20 protein-coding genes and 1 pseudogene are annotated in these 18,693 nt (G+C 57.1%); 10 read left to right on the top strand and 11 right to left on the bottom strand.

What is annotated here, in order from left to right; genetic code table 11:
• Positions 1–83 precede the first annotated feature (83 nt).
• On the bottom strand, positions 84–557 hold the full coding sequence (locus ACQUTP_RS01230; protein ID WP_017900339.1) for an Hsp20 family protein: 474 nt from the start codon (positions 555–557) through the stop codon (positions 84–86).
• Between the two features lie 450 nt (positions 558–1,007).
• Positions 1,008–1,100: pseudogene (locus ACQUTP_RS01225) on the bottom strand (hypothetical protein); the annotation flags it as partial.
• Here ACQUTP_RS01225 and ACQUTP_RS01220 point away from each other — a divergent pair.
• A complete protein-coding gene (locus ACQUTP_RS01220; RefSeq protein WP_272481999.1) occupies positions 1,060–1,155 on the top strand; it encodes a YnaM/YnfT family protein in 96 nt (31 codons plus the stop codon). The pseudogene ACQUTP_RS01225 and the gene ACQUTP_RS01220 sit on opposite strands and share 41 nt — an antisense overlap.
• Before the next feature lie 338 nt (positions 1,156–1,493).
• The gene (locus ACQUTP_RS01215) at positions 1,494–2,165 is read left to right on the top strand and encodes an SOS response-associated peptidase (protein ID WP_285756065.1); all 672 of its coding nucleotides are present in this window, start codon (positions 1,494–1,496) and stop codon (positions 2,163–2,165) included.
• Between the two features lie 78 nt (positions 2,166–2,243).
• Here the strand turns inward: ACQUTP_RS01215 and ACQUTP_RS01210 are convergent, their stop codons facing one another.
• The 4 genes from ACQUTP_RS01210 to dcp all read right to left on the bottom strand — a co-directional run bounded on the left by ACQUTP_RS01210 (position 2,244) and on the right by dcp (position 6,562).
• Entirely contained in the window at positions 2,244–2,780 is a 537-nt protein-coding gene (locus ACQUTP_RS01210; protein WP_285756066.1) for a GNAT family N-acetyltransferase, read from the bottom strand.
• A 110-nt stretch (positions 2,781–2,890) separates the two neighbouring features.
• The gene (locus tag ACQUTP_RS01205) at positions 2,891–3,580 is read right to left on the bottom strand and encodes a VIT1/CCC1 transporter family protein (RefSeq protein WP_032455996.1); all 690 of its coding nucleotides are present in this window, start codon (positions 3,578–3,580) and stop codon (positions 2,891–2,893) included.
• Between the two features lie 51 nt (positions 3,581–3,631).
• The gene (locus ACQUTP_RS01200; RefSeq protein ID WP_004206021.1) at positions 3,632–4,213 is read right to left on the bottom strand and encodes a cytochrome b/b6 domain-containing protein; all 582 of its coding nucleotides are present in this window, start codon (positions 4,211–4,213) and stop codon (positions 3,632–3,634) included.
• 303 nt (positions 4,214–4,516) lie between these two features.
• Positions 4,517–6,562 (bottom strand): peptidyl-dipeptidase Dcp, encoded by a 2,046-nt coding sequence (dcp, locus tag ACQUTP_RS01195; RefSeq protein WP_306738449.1) that lies wholly within the window; start codon positions 6,560–6,562, stop codon positions 4,517–4,519.
• Positions 6,563–6,692: 130 nt separating this feature from the next.
• Here dcp and ydfG point away from each other — a divergent pair, with 130 nt between their 5' ends.
• Together ydfG and ACQUTP_RS01185 are read left to right on the top strand one after the other, a co-directional pair.
• Entirely contained in the window at positions 6,693–7,442 is a 750-nt protein-coding gene (gene ydfG / locus ACQUTP_RS01190; RefSeq protein ID WP_004206024.1) for a bifunctional NADP-dependent 3-hydroxy acid dehydrogenase/3-hydroxypropionate dehydrogenase YdfG, read from the top strand.
• A gap of 91 nt (positions 7,443–7,533) precedes the next feature.
• The gene (locus tag ACQUTP_RS01185) at positions 7,534–8,220 is read left to right on the top strand and encodes a GntR family transcriptional regulator (RefSeq protein WP_004206025.1); all 687 of its coding nucleotides are present in this window, start codon (positions 7,534–7,536) and stop codon (positions 8,218–8,220) included.
• 51 nt (positions 8,221–8,271) lie between these two features.
• Here the strand turns inward: ACQUTP_RS01185 and ACQUTP_RS01180 are convergent, their stop codons facing one another.
• From ACQUTP_RS01180 to ACQUTP_RS01165, 4 genes are all read right to left on the bottom strand, one after another.
• The gene (locus tag ACQUTP_RS01180; protein WP_004206026.1) at positions 8,272–8,703 is read right to left on the bottom strand and encodes a universal stress protein; all 432 of its coding nucleotides are present in this window, start codon (positions 8,701–8,703) and stop codon (positions 8,272–8,274) included.
• 267 nt (positions 8,704–8,970) lie between these two features.
• Entirely contained in the window at positions 8,971–10,434 is a 1,464-nt protein-coding gene (locus ACQUTP_RS01175; RefSeq protein WP_004206030.1) for a mannitol dehydrogenase family protein, read from the bottom strand.
• A gap of 270 nt (positions 10,435–10,704) precedes the next feature.
• Complete coding sequence (locus ACQUTP_RS01170) at positions 10,705–11,988, bottom strand: MFS transporter (protein WP_285756070.1); 1,284 nt, start codon at positions 11,986–11,988, stop codon at positions 10,705–10,707.
• A 114-nt stretch (positions 11,989–12,102) separates the two neighbouring features.
• Positions 12,103–12,465, bottom strand: coding sequence for a YnfA family protein (locus ACQUTP_RS01165; RefSeq protein ID WP_072140454.1), 363 nt, complete (start codon positions 12,463–12,465; stop codon positions 12,103–12,105).
• 108 nt (positions 12,466–12,573) lie between these two features.
• On the opposite strand from ACQUTP_RS01165, the gene ACQUTP_RS01160 reads away from it, so the two are divergent.
• Both ACQUTP_RS01160 and speG read left to right on the top strand, forming a co-directional pair.
• A complete protein-coding gene (locus ACQUTP_RS01160; RefSeq protein WP_428902328.1) occupies positions 12,574–12,915 on the top strand; it encodes a DUF1283 family protein in 342 nt (113 codons plus the stop codon).
• Between the two features lie 66 nt (positions 12,916–12,981).
• On the top strand, positions 12,982–13,542 hold the full coding sequence (speG, locus tag ACQUTP_RS01155; RefSeq protein WP_004206037.1) for a spermidine N1-acetyltransferase: 561 nt from the start codon (positions 12,982–12,984) through the stop codon (positions 13,540–13,542).
• Here the strand turns inward: speG and ACQUTP_RS01150 are convergent.
• On the bottom strand, positions 13,536–14,246 hold the full coding sequence (locus tag ACQUTP_RS01150) for a YnfC family lipoprotein (protein ID WP_017900332.1): 711 nt from the start codon (positions 14,244–14,246) through the stop codon (positions 13,536–13,538). The genes speG and ACQUTP_RS01150 overlap by 7 nt on opposite strands.
• A gap of 101 nt (positions 14,247–14,347) precedes the next feature.
• On the opposite strand from ACQUTP_RS01150, the gene ACQUTP_RS01145 reads away from it, so the two are divergent.
• From ACQUTP_RS01145 to ACQUTP_RS01130, 4 genes are all read left to right on the top strand, one after another.
• A complete protein-coding gene (locus tag ACQUTP_RS01145; RefSeq protein WP_023318174.1) occupies positions 14,348–14,617 on the top strand; it encodes a DUF1161 domain-containing protein in 270 nt (89 codons plus the stop codon).
• Between the two features lie 150 nt (positions 14,618–14,767).
• On the top strand, positions 14,768–17,203 hold the full coding sequence (gene ynfE, locus ACQUTP_RS01140) for a selenate/tellurate reductase subunit YnfE (protein ID WP_285756072.1): 2,436 nt from the start codon (positions 14,768–14,770) through the stop codon (positions 17,201–17,203).
• 10 nt (positions 17,204–17,213) lie between these two features.
• Positions 17,214–17,831 carry a DMSO/selenate family reductase complex B subunit gene (locus ACQUTP_RS01135; protein ID WP_004206041.1) on the top strand — a complete coding sequence of 206 codons (618 nt, stop codon included), beginning with the start codon at positions 17,214–17,216 and terminating at the stop codon, positions 17,829–17,831.
• A 1-nt stretch (position 17,832) separates the two neighbouring features.
• Positions 17,833–18,690 carry a DmsC/YnfH family molybdoenzyme membrane anchor subunit gene (locus ACQUTP_RS01130; RefSeq protein ID WP_285756075.1) on the top strand — a complete coding sequence of 286 codons (858 nt, stop codon included), beginning with the start codon at positions 17,833–17,835 and terminating at the stop codon, positions 18,688–18,690.
• The last annotated feature ends 3 nt before the right edge of the window (positions 18,691–18,693 follow it).

Below are 18,693 nucleotides of genomic sequence, written 5' to 3'. Positions count from 1 at the left end.
GGCCGTTTACGCCTCCTTTAGCGGATAATATAAAGGCCCGCAGCGCGGGCCTTGAAATGAATAACTTTAGGACAGAGGCGCAATCAAACTTTATGCTCGATCACCCTGCCTTGATTCTCAATCGCAATTTTGCGCGGTTTTTCGCTCTCGGGTATTTCCTGATGGATAGCAATTTTTAAGATCCCGCTATCCAGCTGCGCCTGATTAATCTGGGCGTGTTCAGGAAGGGAGAAACTGAGCTGGAAATCAGCCCGACGAATGCCTTTATAAATCCAGCCCTGGCTGCCGCCGGAATGATTTTCGGTTTGCGCGCGTTTGCCGGTAATATGTAAATTACCGCCTACGGTCTCAATTTCCAGTTCATCATCTTTCCAGCCTGGTACGCTGACGCTGAGCAGAAAATTACTGTCATCCACTTTCTGTAAATCGTAGGCAGGTAAGGTACCCACCGGCGTATCGCCAGTTAACTGGCTGAAAAGACGGTCAATACGATTAAAGCGATCGGCAAAAAGGGAATCAGCAAATACCGGGAGTGCTGACAAGGTTTTGAGTGCCATCATTAACCTCCTGAATATCCATTCAAAAGCTCAACATAAAGGCAAGCATTGCTTGTCCGCTATATAAAATAATAGCTAAAGCGCGTTTTTCAAGACCTGAAATAAAAATTTTCTTCGTCAGTCACCGTGAGAAATAACCAGGTCAGGTGGCAAAGTAACCCCCGCCCGACGGCGGGGGTGTGGTGCTTCTGAGTCCCATAACTGATGCTGTTTAACATTCAATAAACAGAAGCGACATGTATATATAACTTGTACAATGGGATGTCAACGCCCGAAACACGACGCATCCCCCTGCCAGTGGCTTCCTGCAACAGCGCAGGGAGAAACACGGCTCCCCGCATTATCCCTCCGTCAAGAGCGGTGCCTCGATATGACATCCGCCTCGCTGGCGCCAGACGGAAAGACGCTGGTGAAAAGATAATCCGTCAGGGAAGGAACCTTTCTCGTCCCCCCGTGCCTAATAATCTGCATACGCACTTTCTGAGGCATCATAATGACCAGCATTTTTATCTCTACCACCCTGTTCGCCCTCTTCGCGTCGATGTTGATCGGTCTGGGGATGGTATGGAGAGGCATCTCCAACAACCCGGATAACTAATCTTTTTCTACGCCGTTGCCTTTCGTCTGTTGCAGCGGCGGGTAAACACCCCACCTTCAACTCCATCTACACGCCTTGTTCAGGCGACATATAATCAGTACTTGCGCCTGCGTACATTTTTCGCAATAGCAATTCACATGGTGAATACGTAACTTCAATTAATATATTTCAGGCCAGAATTATGGCCTGCAATATAGGCAACTTAAACAGTATGTGCCCAGGCGTCAGCCTTACGCCTGAGGGAAGGGATCACAATCGCATGATTTCAAAATCATTTCTCACAACGCCCCCTCCCTGATGAACTATGCTTTCCTTTAGACATTATGCTGGAGGTGGCGATGTGCGGACGTTTTGCGCAAGCACAGACGCGGGAAGAATATCTGGCTTATCTTGCCGAAGAGGCTGAATACGATATCCCCTGGGACCCGGCGCCGATTGGGCGGTATAACGTGGCACCCGGGACAAAAGTGTTACTCCTGAGTGAAAGGAATGCGCAACTCCACCTCGATCCCGTTTACTGGGGTTATGCGCCAGGATGGTGGGATAACCCCCCGCTGATCAACGCCCGCGTTGAGACCGCAGCCACCAGCAGGATGTTCAAACCGCTGTGGCAGCACGGGCGGGCGATCTGCTTCGCCGACGGCTGGTTTGAGTGGAAAAAGGCCGGAGAGAAAAAGCAGCCCTACTTCATCCAGCGCAAGGATGGTCAGCCGATATTTATGGCCGCTATTGGCAGCACGCCCTTCGAACGCGGGGATAGCGCCGAAGGATTTTTGCTGGTGACCGCTGCCGCCGATCGCGGTCTTGTCGATATTCATGACCGCCGGCCGCTGGTCCTGGCGCCGGAAGCCGCCCGGGAATGGATGAGGCAAGAAGTCACCGGCGCGGAAGCGGTGGAGATTGCCAGGGACGGAGCCGTCACCGCCGACGATTTCAACTGGCATGCGGTATCGCGGGCGGTCGGCAATGTCAACAATCAAGGGCCAGAGTTAATTGAGCCAATAGAATGAACGCATGATTCTGTGAGCAATCCCCACCTGATGCGCCGGCTACGGTGCGATCCAGCCTTGCGAATAAGCGCCCGCGGGTTACCCCGACTGGCTTAACCACTCGCTTAAGGTCAACGAATAGAGCAGACTCGGCGGCGCATCTTTTACATCAGCAATATCGTTAATGTACCTCATCCCGGCTTTCTCGAGAACTTTCTGCGAAGCCAGATGGTTAGCCCGGACAACCGCTGACATCTCCTTAAGTTTAAGCGCCTCGAAGCCATATCTTATCGCGCCAATCGCAAACTCGGTGGCCAGGCCTTTTCCCCATGCCTCAGTGGAAAACCGATATCCGAGATTGTTAATGGTGACATCGTTATAACTGCGTAGACTTACGCCGCCAAAGCCAATGATTTTTTCCGGGGTATCACGCGCCGATATGGCCCAGTTGCCAAATCCGCGATCGTGCCAGTGGGCAAGCCAGCGCTGGAGAACCGTACTGGCATAGTCAATATCCGGATAGGGCCCTGCGGGGTTATAGGTATTTGTCGCCGGATCGCCATAAATTCGGTATAGATCGACAACATCTTCAGCCATGACAGGGCGAAGACGCAGGCGATGAGTCTCAATATGCAAACGTATCTCCTTGACGAATGAGGTGGGCAGTGCTCCTCCCTGCCGATTAAAACCCCACGATGAGCTCAACCAGTGATGAGGAGCGGTCGAGGAACAGACCCTCGACAATTCTACAATAGTATCTGCCCGGCGATACGCCCAATCCCCATCGAAAAAAGCATGGCCAGCGAGCTCCAGAACGTAATTCTGATGATCGCCCTGACAGGCGGTGCGTTACTCACAACGGAAGAGAGATAGCCCAGCGCAGCCAGTGAAAAAAGTGTAGAAAAGAAGATAGAGATGGATATCAATTTTGCTGGCGATAACAAGGCAACGATCAAAGGCAACCCCGCCCCGACGGAAAAACTCACTGCCGAAAAGAGAGCCGCCTGCAAAGGTCGCGCAGAAAGGACATCCGTTAACCCCAGTTCTTCGCGGGCATGAGCCTCCAGAGCGTCTTTAGCCATAAGCTGCTCTGCTACCTGCCGGGCAAGCGCTGGCTCCACACCACGTTGGATATAAAGTGATGTCAACTCCCGCACCTCTCCCTGATAATCTGCGTCAAGCTCGCTTTTTTCCTGGGCAAGCGCCGCGGCTTCGGTATCCGCCTGGGATGATACCGAAACATATTCTCCTGCGGCCATAGACATGGCGCCAGCAACCAGCCCGGCGACCCCCGCCAGTAGTACACCCGAAGAGCCGCTGTTTGCAGAGGCGACGCCGAGCACCAGGCTTGCGGTTGAGACAATCCCGTCATTTGCTCCCAGAACCGCAGCCCTTAGCCAGCCGACGGTTTCGATGCTGTGTCGTTCAAGATGCATGTCGTTTCCCTTTAAATACGCATCCTCATCGGAATTAGAAAGTGCAGAACATTAATCAATAATCGCTTGTTTCCTTTGACGGCGAAAGGAGAGAAAGATATGCAGCACTCCCATCGCACCATGTGCCCAGAAATAGGTTTCAATGAACACCGTCAGAAACTTATGCCAATGAAGGACTGTTTCCGCCAGCGACGGTGACGCCCATGACGCGGTGTCCAGTACAAACCAGAGTCCACCACAGAGTGCGACCGCTAACAGTGCCAGTACGCCAAGCCCCTGGATCATTGCCGCTATGCCCCCGGCATGGGCTTCAGGAAGACGAAATGTCATCAGCTGTTTACTGTCTTCAACCACACCACGAAAATCAAACGTCGACCAGGCAAAATAGTATCGAAACCCGCGCGTATTAAGCATCCAAACCAGCATCACCGCACCAAGCGCAATCAGCGCTAATCCCGAGACAATATGAAACCATGTGACGACCCCGGTAATATTCAGGTCGCGAAGCGCCTCACTTTCAGTGAAATTAGAGCTAATAATCTGCAGCAGAATCAGGGTGGCGACAATAATATGCAGCATGCGGAAAAAAGGGGTGTCTTTATGCGGTAGTGCATTACGTAACTGTTCGTTCATGATTTGGCCATTTTATGAGAGGATTGGCGAGGTCAGTATCCTGCCTGTTTGTTAATTAAACCTTAACACCCGTGTTTGCAGGGAAATAAGTGGCGCCTGATGTCCTCTTTTTCTGTGTTTGGAAAACGGACAAAGTCGCTGTCACCTGTGCCGCCCCGTTACTGCGACGAAAATATCGCCGGTATCGTTTTTTCTCAGAATTTGAGGGGGGACTGGGGAGAACAGTGTGGAGATATTTGAGGAACAAAAAGCGGTCAATAAACCGGGCATCGCGCCCGGTTATCGTGTCAACCCGAAATGACCCTACGCACTCAGCCCACGGTTTTCCAGCATCGGCTCAATCTGTGGATCGTGTCCGCGCCACTGGCGATAAAGTTCAGCTAAATCAGTGCTATTGCCGCGCGACAGAATCGCTTCCCGGAAACGCTGACCGTTCTCACGGGTCAAACCGCCCTGCTCCACGAACCACTGATAGCCGTCATCGGCCAGCATCTGGGTCCACAGATAGGCGTAATAGCCTGCCGCATAGCCCCCGCCGAAGATATGGGAGAAGTAGCTGCTGCGATAGCGCGGGGGAACGGCCGCCAGATCCAGTTGCTCATCCCGAAGTATCTTCTGTTCAAACGCATCCACCTCTTCCGGTAACGAAGTGGTCGACAGCGTGTGCCAGCGCATATCGAGCAGCGCGGCGGCTAGCAGCTCGCTCATGTCATATCCTTTATTGAAAGTTGCCGCACGCAACATATTGTCGCGCAGCGCCTCCGGCATCGGCTCTCCGGAGCGATAATGCTTCGCATAGTGGGCAAATACCTGCGGATGGCTGGCCCAGTGTTCGAAGATTTGCGACGGGAACTCGACAAAATCCCGCGGGGTATTGGTGCCGGAGAGGCTGGCATAACGCTGATTGGCGAACAGCCCGTGCAGGGCGTGGCCAAACTCATGGAACAGGGTGATCACCTCATCCCATGACAACAGCGCGCTCTGCTCGCACTGCGGCCGGGTGTAGTTGCAGACGTTATAGATAACCGGGCGCTGCTCCCGCAGGGTCGACTGTTCGACAAACACGTCCATCCAGGCGCCGCCGCTCTTTGAATCGCGCGCGAAATAATCACCATAAAACAGCGCTATCCCTTCGCCATTGTGGTCGAAGATCTCCCAGACCCGCACATCCGGGTGGTACACCGGGATGTCAAAGCGCTCCACGAAGCGGAGCCCAAAGAGCTGCGATGCCGTCCAGAAGACGCCGTCCTGCAGCACGCGCTCGAGGGCAAAATAGGGTTTAAGCTGCGCGTCATCAATGGCATAGGCAGCCCGCCGCACCTGCTCGCTGTAGTAGAGCCAGTCCCATGCCTGCGCGCGAAACGCCCCGCCTTCGTTGTCGATCACCTGCTGGATGTCCGCCAGCTCACGTTCCGCCCTCGCCCGCGCCGCCGGCGCGATCTGACGCATAAAGCCCAATGCCTCCGCCGGGGAAGCCGCCATTTGATCGGTCAGCGCCCAGCTGGCGTAATCTGCCGCCCCCAGCAGTTCCGCCTGCTGCGCGCGGATCGCCACCAGCCGCAGCACCAGACAACGGGTATCATGCTCATCGCCCTGCTGATTGCGCGTCCAGCCGGCGGCGAAAAGATTTTCCCGCGTTTGCCGGTCGCGCAGCGCAAGCAGCTGCGGCTGCTGGGTGGTGTTGGTCAGCGTCAGCAGCCAGCGATCGCTGAGCCCTTTTTCGCGCGCCGCCTCGGCCGCCGCCGCTATCTCCTCATCGTTCAGGCCATCCAGTTGATGCCGGTCATCGACCAGCAGGCCGCCGCTTTTCGCCGCCCCCAGCAGCCGCTGCTGCAACTGACTTTGCAAAGTGGCCGCTTCAGTGTTCAGCGCGCGCAGCACCGCCTTCTGCGCCGGGTCCAGCGTTGCCCCGGCGTGAACAAAACGTTGCCATGTCAGGGTCAGGAGACGCAGGGATTCGCCGTCAAGCGCGAGCGTCTCGCGCTGTTCGTAGACACTGTTCACCCGCTGGAATAGGGCCTCGTTGAGCCAGATATCATTCCCCAGCCCGGCGAGCTCGGCGGAAAATTGTTCATCCAGTGATTGAAGATAAGGGTTGGTATGGGCGCCGGCCATGGCGAAAAAGACCCGCGTCACCCGCGCCAGCAGCTGTCCGCTCTGCTCCAGCGCCTCGAGCGTGTTGGCGAAACTGGCCGGCTGCGGATTATCGATAATGGCGCGGATCTCCTCGCGCTGCTGCCGAACGCCCTCATCAAACGCCGGCCGATAGTGACTGTCTTCGATCAGATCAAACCGCGGCGCCTGGTAAGGCAACAGACTGACGCTAAAAAAGGGGTTTTGTTCGGACATCTTTCTCTCCTGCACAGGCTAATCCTGTAAGATTAGGCTTCTCCTTAAGGGGTCGCAATGATTTCCGTTACCGGTCGCCGCCTGTGCGTGCTATGGTATGAAAACACAAAAAGCGTTGAGGAACAGTAAGATGATTATCATGGTCACCGGCGCCACTGCCGGTTTTGGTGAAAGTATTACTCGCCGTTTTGTCGCTAACGGTCATAAAGTGATTGCCACCGGACGTCGCGAAGAGCGCCTGAAGACGCTGAAAGATGAGCTGGGCGATAATCTTTATATCGCGCAACTGGACGTCCGCAACCGCGCCGCTATTGAGACGCTGATTGCCGACCTGCCCGCCGAGTGGCAGGCTATCGATGTGCTGGTGAACAACGCGGGTCTGGCGCTCGGCCTGGAGCCGGCGCACCGCGCCAGCGTGGAAGACTGGGAAGATATGATCGACACCAATAATAAAGGGCTGGTGTACATGACCCGCGCCGTCCTGCCGGGCATGGTGGCGCGCAATCGCGGCCATATCATCAACATCGGCTCCACGGCGGGCAGCTGGCCTTATGCCGGCGGTAACGTCTATGGGGCGACCAAAGCCTTTGTGCGCCAGTTCAGCCTCAATCTTCGCACTGACCTGCACGGCACCGCGGTGCGCGTCACCGACATCGAGCCGGGCCTGGTGGGCGGCACCGAGTTCTCTAACGTCCGCTTTAAAGGCGATGACGCCAAAGCCGGTAAAACCTACGAGAACACCGAAGCCCTGACGCCGGAAGATGTGACCGAGGCGGTCTGGTGGGTGGCCACCCTACCGAAACACGTCAACATCAACACCCTGGAGATGATGCCGGTGAGCCAGAGCTTTGCCGGGCTCAGCGTTCACCGCCAGGGCTAACCGTCAGCCACCCGGCCTGATGGCCGGGTATGGGCGGAACCGCAAAAAACGCGTAAAATAGTGCGCATAACCCCATAAAAAGTAACCATCAATGGCCGCAGAATCGCAACTGAATCCGACGCAACCCGTTAATCAGCAAATTTATCGCATCCTCCGCCGGGATATCGTTCACTGCCTCATCCCGCCTGGCACGCCGCTGTCGGAGAAAGAAGTCTCCGTGCGTTTTGCGGTATCTCGTCAGCCGGTGCGCGAGGCCTTTATTAAGCTGGCGGAGAATGGACTTATCCAGATCCGTCCCCAGCGCGGCAGCTACGTCAACAAAATCTCCCTGTCTCAGGTGCGCAATGGTTGCTTTGTCCGCCAGGCGATTGAGTGCGCGGTGGTCCGCCGTGCCGCTGGCATGATTAACGATGAGCAAGTCTATCAACTGGAGCAGAATCTCCATCAGCAGCGTATTGCCGTCGACCGCCAGCAGTTAAACGATTTTTTCCTGCTTGATGATGAATTTCACCAGAAGCTTTCGGTTATCGCCGATTGTCAGCTGGCCTGGGATACGGTGGAAAACATCAAAGCCGCCATTGACCGCGTGCGCTACATGAGCCTTGACCATGTCTCCTCCCCGGAGATGCTTCTGCGCCAGCATCACGAAATTTTTACCGCGCTGGAAAAACGCGACGCTGAGGCAGTCGAGAAAGCCATGAGTATTCATTTGCATGAAATCAGCGAATCTGTGCTGCTGATCCGCCAGGAGAATCGCGACTGGTTTAGCGAAGAGTAAGGACCAGACGGCTGCGAAATAAGGCTGACGCAGCCGTCGTGACGGAGGGGATTATCTGACCACCAGCACCGGCGTTTTGGCGTAGCGCAAAATGGACTCGGCGTTGGAGCCCAGCAGATGGGTGGAGATCCCCGGTTTGCGGGAGCCAATCACTATCACATCGAACGCTTCGTTGTTACTGATAGCCAGAATTTCATCGCGCACGTTACCAAACACGACCCGGGTATGGATCCGTGACATTGGCAGGTCGAACAGTCGCGCCACCTCGCGCATCTTTTTCTCTGACTCTTCCTGCATATAGGCTTCGAATTTACGAATATCCGCCGTAAATCCGCGTAATAACGAACGGCTGCTGTTCGGCAGGACGTTGAGCAAGGTGATCTCGCCATTTTCCGCCGATGCGAGAAATTCCGCGTGACGCACTGCCTTATCGCTTAAATCCATTTCAAAAACATCAACAGGCAATAAAATCTTTTTATACATGGCCCGCACTCCTTTTCCAGAGAAAATGATTTTTCAATAACTTAACTATGCCATTTTTGCGGTGAATGAACAGCCATTATTCGGAAAAATAACAGCTAATTATCTTTAGTAAATCAGGGAAATATAGAGTTATGTAAGGACATTGCGTTCGATCATATTTTTAGCCTGCTAAAAGCGATCAACAGCAAAAAAGATTTATCAGCGGAACCGTGCAGAAACAGCAGAAGAGCCGGTGTCGACCCCATGACCGACACCGGGAACGAATGATTATTGCGCCTCAGCCCATGCGGCAACGGTGGCTTTCGCCCCCTGACGCTGTAGCGCTACATAGGCGCGGGTCACCGCCGAGACGAACCGCGCTTCCTGCGGCAGCTCCCGGCCAAAGATGGCCTCAATGCCCAACAGCGCTTTGACGCGCGCTTCGCCATCGGCGCTGGCGGCTACCGCCTGCTGGATCACCGGCAGCAGCGGATCGCAAATTTCGATTGCCTGGCCGGCGTCGTCAACACCGCCGACATAGCGCATCCACCCCGCCACGCCCAGCGCCAGCAGCGTGAAGTCATGCTGGTGCGCCAGATGCCAGCGTACCGAGTCCAGCATGCGCTGCGGCAGCTTCTGGCTACCGTCCATTGCAATCTGCCAGGTACGGTGTTTGAGCGCCGGATTGCAGTAGCGGTCAATCAGCAGACTGGCATAGTGTGACAGATCCACCCCCTGCACTTTTAAGGTCGGGGCCTGCTCGTCCAGCATCAGCGCCAGCGCCGCGCGGCGGTAGTTGTCATCCTGCATACAGTCGTTGATATGCTGATAACCGGCCAGATAGCCGAGATAGGCGAGGAACGAATGGCTGCCGTTAAGCATCCTCAGCTTCATCTCTTCGAAAGGCACCACATCGGCGACCAGCTCCGCCCCCGCTTTCTCCCACTGTGGACGTCCGGCGACAAAATTATCCTCAATCACCCACTGGCGGAACGGCTCACAGGCCACCCCAGCCGGGTCGCGCACGCCGGTCAGCTGTTCAATTTTATCGAGGGTTTCCGCGGTCACCGCCGGGACAATGCGGTCCACCATGGTCGACGGGAAGGTGACGTTCTGTTCTATCCAAGCTGCGAGGTCCGCGTCCAGCGCCCGGGCGTAGGCGCAAACAACGTTGCGCATCACATGACCGTTTTCCGGCATGTTATCGCAGGACATCACGGTAAAGGCAGGCAGCCCTGCCGCCCGGCGGCGCGCTAAGGCCTCCACCACCACGCCCGCTGCCGATTTCGGCTGGCGCGGGTTAGCGAGATCGGCGGCGATCAGCGGGTGATCGAGCTGCAGCTCGCCGCTGGCGGGCGAATGGCAATAGCCTTTCTCGGTAATGGTGAGGGAGACAATGGCCACCTGTGGCTCACACATCGCCGAAAGCACGGCCTCGAGACCATCGACCTGGGCATGCAGCGCCTGCTTCACCACCCCGACCACGCGCGCGGTCCACGCGTCGGCGGACATTTCGGCCACGGTATACAGCAGATCCTGCTGCCGGAGATCGGCGATCTGCTGCTCGCCGCCAATCAGGTTGACTTCTGTGTAGCCCCAGTCACTGCCGTACTCGCTGGCCAGTATATCGGCGTATACCGCCTGATGGGCGCGGTGAAACGCGCCAAAACCCAGATGGACGATACGGGGGACCAGCGCGTGGCGATCGTAGCCGGGCAGGATGGCGTTAGCGGTTAAGAGGGTGTTTTCCATGGTAACTCTCGTTGTTATGTGGCTCATCAACCATTCTCTGGGAGAACTCTCGAGGAGAATGCCTTTGTGCCTCAACCATCTCACGCAATTGGTATAACATCTTTGATTTCTGTCAACTACCATACAAGAAGCTTTTTGCCGGGTTGTGCTCGCTGGCGATCGGTCACAAAATCTCTGAGATGACAGAAGAAAATCCGCCACGAAGCGGTAAGAGAAGACGGATCATGGCGCAGGCCACGCCTCCCTGCGGGCCTGTTGCATAACGACCGGTTAATCGATGCGGGTTTTGACGATAAAGAAGTAGCACAGCGCCCCGGCGAAGGTCACGCCGGCGGCGATCACCAGCGCCAGATTGAAAGAGTGGGTGGTATCCACAACCCAGCCGGTGACGATCGGCGCGAAGGAGGCAAACACAAAGCTGCCAAAGTTCTGGATCGCCGCCACCGACGCCACTTTATGTTCCGCCACCAGCACCTGTACCAATCCCCAGGCCGAGGTGCCAGCGAAATGGACGCAGAACAGCGCCATGGAGATAAACGCCACCGCCTGGGTCGGCGTGTTTGATTGCACCACCAACAGCGTGCCGAGCGCGGAAAGCACCAGTCCGGCTACAATCGCCGTTTTGCGGGTTTTCGCCAGATCGTAGCCTCTGCGCGCCAGCGCATCGACCACCAGCCCATTGACCCACATGCCCACCGCCGCAGCGAGAAACGGGATCGCCGCCACCCAGCCGGTTTTAGCAAGGCTCAATCCCTGCTGCGACTGCAGATAACCCGGCAGCCACGCGATATACAGCCAGCCGGTATAGTTCACCCCGGAGAAGCCGAGGATCATCCCCCAGGTGGTACGTCGTTTAAACAGCGCCAGCCATTCGCTCAGTTTCAGCGCCGGTCGGGCCGCCTCCTCGCTGGCCAGATAGCGTTGCTCCTCCTCCTGCAGGGTGAATTGCCGCCGGTTACGGTATCCCACATACCAGCACAGGCCGACCAGGATACCGGCTAAACCAATCACCACAAACATTGTCCGCCAGCCCCAGGCCAGCTGCATGATGACCAGCGCCGGCGGGGCGATGGCCTGACCCAGCACCGTCGAGGAGTTAAATATCCCCACCGCTGTGCCGCGCTCTCGTTGCGCATACCAGTCGTTGATCGATTTCACGCCGGCGGGCATAAACGGCGCTTCGCCGATCCCGAGGCCAATGCGCAGCAGAATAAAATGCGAGAACGAATTGACTATCCCGGTCAGGGCCTGCATCGCAGACCAGAATATTAGCCCGGCGCCCAGCACAACCCGCGGTCCGAGGCGATCCAGCAAAATGCCCGAGGGCAGTTGCGCGAAGCCGTAGGAGAGCGAAAAAGCGGAGAGCAGCACCCCGAACTCGGTGGCGCTCAGACCCAAATCGGCGCGTATCGCCTCCCCGGCGACGCTCAGGGAAGAGCGGTCCAGAAAGTTAACGATACCGGCGATAAACAGCAGCGTCAGGGTGATCTTCTGCACCCGACGGATGCGCAGCGGCGTTGCCCCCGCCTGTGGGGCAAATGTCTCCATAGCCATCGTTGTTCCTTACAGAGTCATAACCCAATATGATGTCTGATAAGTAAGGCAACAGGTCGACTACCATACAAGAATTAGGGTTTAAAAAAGTGGCAGGGATCACATTAGACGGGCTTATGCCCGTCCCCAGCCCGCCACGATGATCAGCATCCCGCACAGCGCGATGGCCGCCCCCGCCCAGTCATAATGGGTTAATTTGACTCCGTCAACGACCCGCAGCCAGAGCAATGCGGTACAAACATACACGCCACCGTAGGCGGCATATACCCGCCCGCTGGCGGTTGGATGGAGCGTCAGGAGCCAGACGAACAGCCCCAGCGCCAGGCCGGCGGGGATCAGCAGCAGCGGCGTGGCCCCGCGTTTTAACCATAGCCACGGCAGATAGCAGCCGACGATTTCACACAGAGCGGTGGCAAAGAATAGCAGCGTGGTTTTGAGCATTAAAAGATTCGTAAAAGAGACAAAGCGTTGAACTATTCTACGCGATAATAGCCCTTTCCCTACGCTGTTTTGTCGGCTATGCCCGGCAAAACAGCTGTAGTAAACTTAACCTGAGGGTTAACCCATCACCTAAAGGAAATCGTGATGAACATGACACTGAACAAACGCTGGTGCCTGACCGCCATTATGGCGTTAAGCGCCGTGGTCTATACCTCCAGCTCATTCGCAGCCACCGACCGGCTGGTGATTGAGTCAGGCGACAGCGCGCAAAGCCGTCAGCAGGCGTCGATGGAAAAAGAGCAATGGAACGACACCCGCAGCCTGCGCCAGAAGGTGAACAAACGGGCGGAAAAAGAGTGGGACAAAACCGATGTCGCCTTTGACGCGCAGGATAACTGCCAGAAGAGCGCCAACGTCAATGCCTACTGGGAACCAAACACCCTGCGCTGCCTTGACCGCCGTACCGGCCGGGCGATCAATCCCTGAGCACGCTGGCGCCTGCGGGCGCCGCCTTTCCGTCCCCTCTTTTCCGCTTTGACCACAGGAATTCCCATGACCGACGCGCTACACGTCAGACTCCGCCCCCTTGAGCGCGAAGATTTGCGCTTTGTTCACCAGCTCGACAACAACGCCAGTGTGATGCGCTACTGGTTTGAAGAGCCCTATGAAGCCTTCGTTGAGCTTTCCGATCTGTACGACAAGCATATTCACGACCAAAGCGAGCGTCGCTTTGTGATCGAATGCAATGGCGATAAAGCCGGACTGGTGGAGCTGGTTGAAATCAACCATGTGCACCGCCGGGCCGAGTTCCAGATCATCATCTCGCCCGACTTCCAGGGAAAAGGCCTCGCCACCCGCGCCGCGCGGCTGGCGATGGACTATGGCTTTACCGTGCTCAATCTGTATAAGCTGTATCTGATTGTCGATAAAGAGAATGAAAAAGCGATCCATATTTACCGCAAGCTCGGCTTTATGGTCGAGGGTGAACTGATCCATGAGTTTTTCATTAACGGCGAGTATCGCAACACCATCCGCATGTGTCTGTTCCAGCATCAGTATCTGGCGGAACACAAAACGCCGGGGCCGTCCCTGCTGAAGCCGACGGCTCAGTAATAATCAATGCGGTTTTTAATCGTGTAGTGGCGGGTCAGCGGCGGCTGGACGCTTTCATCGATCACCTGCAGCTCACAGCTCAGCGGATTGTCATGACGATCGTAGTCGCAGGTCTGGCGCACTGTGCCCAGCGTGCGGTCGTTGAAGGTGCTGATGGCGGTATAGTCCATTTTCTTGCGCGGATCCTTCGACGGCGTGGAGGCAACGGTAAATCGCTCCTCTTTGGCGGTGGTGGTTTTCCCCAGCGGATAGCCATCGCTGTCGTAGCGGTAGGTGGCGGTGGTCTCTTTGCCGCGGGCGCTGATAATAAAGCCGTTATCATCCGTTTCCCAGCTAACGCCGGTGGCGGGCATCTCCGCCAGCTGACATTTCCCCTGCAGACGCAGCCGCTTCTCATGGGTGCGGCCATCGACGTAATAGTTGGCGTCCAGCAGCAGCGTAGCGCCGGTGTTATTCTCCACATCCTCCAGCGTCAACAGATCGAAACATCCCTCTTTTGACAGCTGCGCGCTCACCTTTTTGACCACCACATCGTGTTCGTCCAGTAGGGTCTGGCTAAAATCTTTCACCGGTCCGCGCAGCGGATCGAACTCAAACTCATTGGAAAAACTCGCCATCTCCGGGGTGAAGGCTTCCGGGACGCTTTCGCGGTCGCACGCCGTCAGCAACAGCGCGGTCGGGATCAGCCAATACAGTCTTTTCACAGGTGATTCCTTTTGTGTACATCCAATCATATTAGCAAATACAATTGTTTACACCAGTTCTGCTATGCTTAAATCTGGATAACATCGATAAGGAGCGTAAGATGAAACTATCCCTCTGGACAGGCGCCGCGCTGCTGCTGTGCTCCACGACCGTACTGGCGGCCCCCGACTCCTGTGAACGGGTCAAAAATGATATTCAACAGAAGATCATGAACAATGGCGTACCAGAAACGGCCTTCAGTCTGGCCATTGTGCCCAACGACCAGGCGGACCAGCCCGGCGCTCAGGTGGTCGGTCATTGCGCCAATGACACCTTCAAAATCACCTATACCCGTAACAGCGACAGTCCCGCCGAAAACGACGCTCAGTAAGCCCACTTCGCTTTCAAACGAAAGATCTTATCCCTGCATTGACCAGGGATAAGATCTGCCGGCTACCCATAACGTATTATCGCTCACCCCGGCGTCTGTTAATGACGCGGCGGCCCTTCTCCGCCCAGCATAACCATCATGGAGTGAGCAATGTCGAATCAGGAATCTTCCGGCGGCGTCACCCGACGCGCGTTACTTAAATCCACAGCCCTCGGTTCTCTGGCGCTGGCCGCCGGCGGGCTTCCCCTCCCCTTTACGCTGCGCAGCGCCGCGGCGGCGGTACCGCAGGCTGCCGGCGACAACACCCGCATTGTCTGGGGCGCCTGTTCGGTCAACTGCGGCAGCCGCTGCGCCCTGCGGTTGCACGTGCGTGATGATGAAGTGGTGTATGTCGAAACGGATAACACCGGCGACGACCGCTATGGCGATCACCAGGTCCGCGCCTGCCTGCGCGGGCGTTCGATTCGCCGGCGCATCAACCACCCGGATCGCCTTAACTATCCGATGAAGCGCGTGGGAAAACGCGGAGAAGGCAAATTTGAGCGTATCAGCTGGCAGGAAGCGCTGGATACCCTTGCTGACCGTCTGAAGCGCGTCGTCGCGCAATATGGCAACGAAGCCGTGTACATTAACTACTCATCAGGAATTGTCGGCGGGAACATCACCCGCTCCTCGCCTTCCGCTTCGCCGGTGGCGCGGCTGATGAACTGCTACGGCGGCTCGCTTAACCAGTACGGTACCTACAGCACCGCGCAGATCGCCTGCGCCATGCCCTACACCTACGGCAGTAACGACGGCAACAGCACCTCAGATATTGAAAACAGCAAGCTGGTGGTGATGTTCGGCAACAACCCGGCGGAAACCCGCATGAGCGGCGGCGGCATTACCTGGTATCTGGAACAGGCCCGCGAGCGCTCCAACGCGCGGATGATCGTTATCGATCCGCGCTACACCGATACCGCCGCCGGTCGCGAAGATGAGTGGATCCCCATTCGCCCCGGCACGGACGCCGCGCTGGTCGCCGGTATCGCCTGGGTGTTGATTAACGAGAATCTGGTGGATCAGCCGTTCCTTGATAAATACTGTGTCGGCTACGATGAGAAGACGCTGCCGGCCGGGGCGCCTGAGAATGGCCACTATAAAGCCTATATCCTCGGCGAGGGCGACGACGGCGTTGCCAAAACGCCGCAGTGGGCCTCGCGTATCACCGGCATCCCAGCCGATCGCATCATTAAACTGGCGCGCGACATCGGCATGATCAAACCGGCCTATATCTGCCAGGGCTGGGGGCCGCAGCGCCAGGCAAACGGCGAGCTCTCGGCCCGGGCAATCGCCATGCTGCCGATCTTAACCGGCAACGTCGGCATCAACGGCGGCAACAGCGGCGCCCGCGAATCGACCTACACCATCACCATCGAGCGTCTGCCGGTGCTGGAAAATCCGGTGAAAACCGCCATCTCCTGCTTCACCTGGACCGACGCTATCGCCCGTGGTCCGGAAATGACCGCCACCCGCGACGGTGTGCGTGGCAAAGAGAAGCTGGATGTGCCAATCAAATTCCTGTGGAACTACGCGGGCAACACCCTCATCAACCAGCACTCCGACATCAATAAGACGCACGATATTCTGCAGGACGAGAGCAAGTGCGAAACCATCGTGGTCATCGACAACTTTATGACCTCGTCGGCGAAATATGCCGACCTGCTGCTGCCCGACCTGATGACCGTTGAGCAAGAGGATATCATTCCCAACGATTACGCCGGCAATATGGGCTATCTGATTTTCATCCAGCCCGCCACCTCGGCGAAGTTTGAACGCAAACCGATTTACTGGATCTTAAGCGAAGTGGCGAAACGGCTCGGCGACGATGTCTACCAGCGTTTTACCGAGGGGCGCACGCAGGCGCAGTGGCTGCAGCATCTGTACGCCAAAATGGTGGCGAAAGATCCGGCGCTGCCGGCCTACGAGGAGCTGAAGCGAATGGGCATCTACAAACGCAAGGATCCGAACGGCCACTTCGTCGCCTATCGCGACTTCCGCCGCGATCCCGAAGCGCATCCGCTCAACACCCCGTCCGGCAAAATTGAGATCTACTCCAGCCGGCTCGCCGAGATTGCCGCCCGCTGGCAGCTGGAGAAAGACGACGTCATCAGCCCGCTGCCGGTCTACGCCTCCACATTTGAAGGCTGGGACGATCCGCTGCGCAGTCAGTATCCGCTGCAGCTATTTGGATTCCACTATAAGGCGCGTACCCATTCCAGCTACGGCAACGTGGATGTGCTGCAGGCCGCCTGCCGTCAGGAAGTGTGGATCAACCCGCTTGACGCGGAAAAACGCGGGATTAATAACGGCGATCTGGTGCGGGTGTTCAACCAGCGCGGCGAAGTCCGGCTGCCGGCGAAAGTGACGCCGCGCATCATGCCGGGCGTGTCGGCGATGGGCCAGGGCGCGTGGCACGACGCCAATATGGCCGGCGACCGGGTTGACCATGGCGCCTGCATGAATACCCTGACCACCCATCGCCCGTCGCCGCTGGCGAAAGGGAATCCGCAGCATACCAACCTGGTCGATATCGAGAAGGTTTAAGGAGTAAACCATGAGCACGCAATATGGATTCTTTATCGACTCCGCTCGCTGTACCGGGTGCAAAACCTGCGAGCTGGCCTGTAAGGACTATAAAAACCTGACCCCGGAAGTCAGTTTCCGTCGCATCTACGAGTATGCCGGCGGCGACTGGCAGCAGGACAACGGCGTCTGGCAGCAGAACGTTTTTGCCTATTACCTCTCCATCGCCTGTAACCACTGCGCCGATCCGGCCTGCACCAAAGTCTGCCCGAGCGGGGCGATGCACAAGCGCGAAGACGGTTTTGTGGTGGTGGATGAAGAGGTGTGCATCGGCTGCCGCTACTGTCATATGGCCTGTCCGTACGGCGCGCCGCAGTACAACGCCGACAAAGGCCATATGACCAAGTGCGACGGCTGTCATGAGCGCGTCGCCGAGGGGAAGAAGCCGGTCTGCGTCGAGTCCTGCCCGCTGCGGGCGCTCGATTTCGGGCCGATTGCTGAACTGCGTGCTAAGCACGGCCAACTGGCGGCGGTAGCCCCGCTGCCCTCGGCGCACTTCACTCAGCCGAGCATCGCGATCAACCCTAACCGCAACGCCCGGCCGTGTGGCGATACCACCGGTTATCTGGCAAACCCGAAGGAGGTGTGAGATGGGAAGCGGATGGCATGAATGGCCGCTGGTGCTGTTTACGGTACTGGGGCAATGCGTGGTGGGCGCGACACTCATCAGCGGTCTGGTCTGGCTCGAGCTGGCGGACCAGCGCGAAGCGCGGCAGCGTCTGGTGCGCAGCATGTTTTTTATCTGGCTGCTGATGGGGATCGGCTTTCTCGCTTCAGTTATGCATCTCGGTTCGCCACTGCGCGCGTTTAACTCGCTGAACCGCGTCGGCGCCTCGGCGCTGAGCAACGAAATCGCCAGCGGCGCCTTGTTTTTCGCTGTGGGCGGATTCTGGTGGCTGCTGGCAGTGCTGGAAAAAATGCCGGCGGCGCTGGGCAAAATCTGGCTGGTGATCACCCTGCTGTTGGGGCTGCTGTTTGTCCTCGCGATGACCCGGGTTTATCAAATCGATACTGTACCGACATGGTACACTGGCTACACCACCAGCGCCTTCTTCCTGACGATACTCCTTAGCGGGCCGCTGTTCGCCGCCCTGCTGTTGCAAATGGCGAAAGTCGACGTTAACGGCTGGTTTATTGCTGGGTTGAGCGTGGCCGCGTTGGTCATCAGCGCCGCGGTGATCGTCATGCAAAGCACCGGGCTCAGTACTATTCACAGCTCCGTTCAGCAGGCGGCCAGCCTGTTGCCGAATTACGGCAGACTGCAGGCCTTACGCCTTATCCTGCTGGCGCTGGGACTCGGCTGCTGGCTGTGCCCGCTGATCCGTCGCCAGCCGCCGCGCGCGGCGGGGCTACTGGCTGGTCTGCTGCTGGTCTTGATTGCTGAATGTATTGGCCGCGGCCTGTTTTATGGGCTACATATGACCGTCGGTATGGCGGTTGCCGGTTAATGA

The organism is Klebsiella sp. 2-CIP_Kleb. (assembly GCF_050378715.1).
Classification (GTDB): domain Bacteria; phylum Pseudomonadota; class Gammaproteobacteria; order Enterobacterales; family Enterobacteriaceae; genus Klebsiella; species Klebsiella quasipneumoniae.
This window is presented reverse-complemented; position numbering and strand designations above follow the sequence as displayed.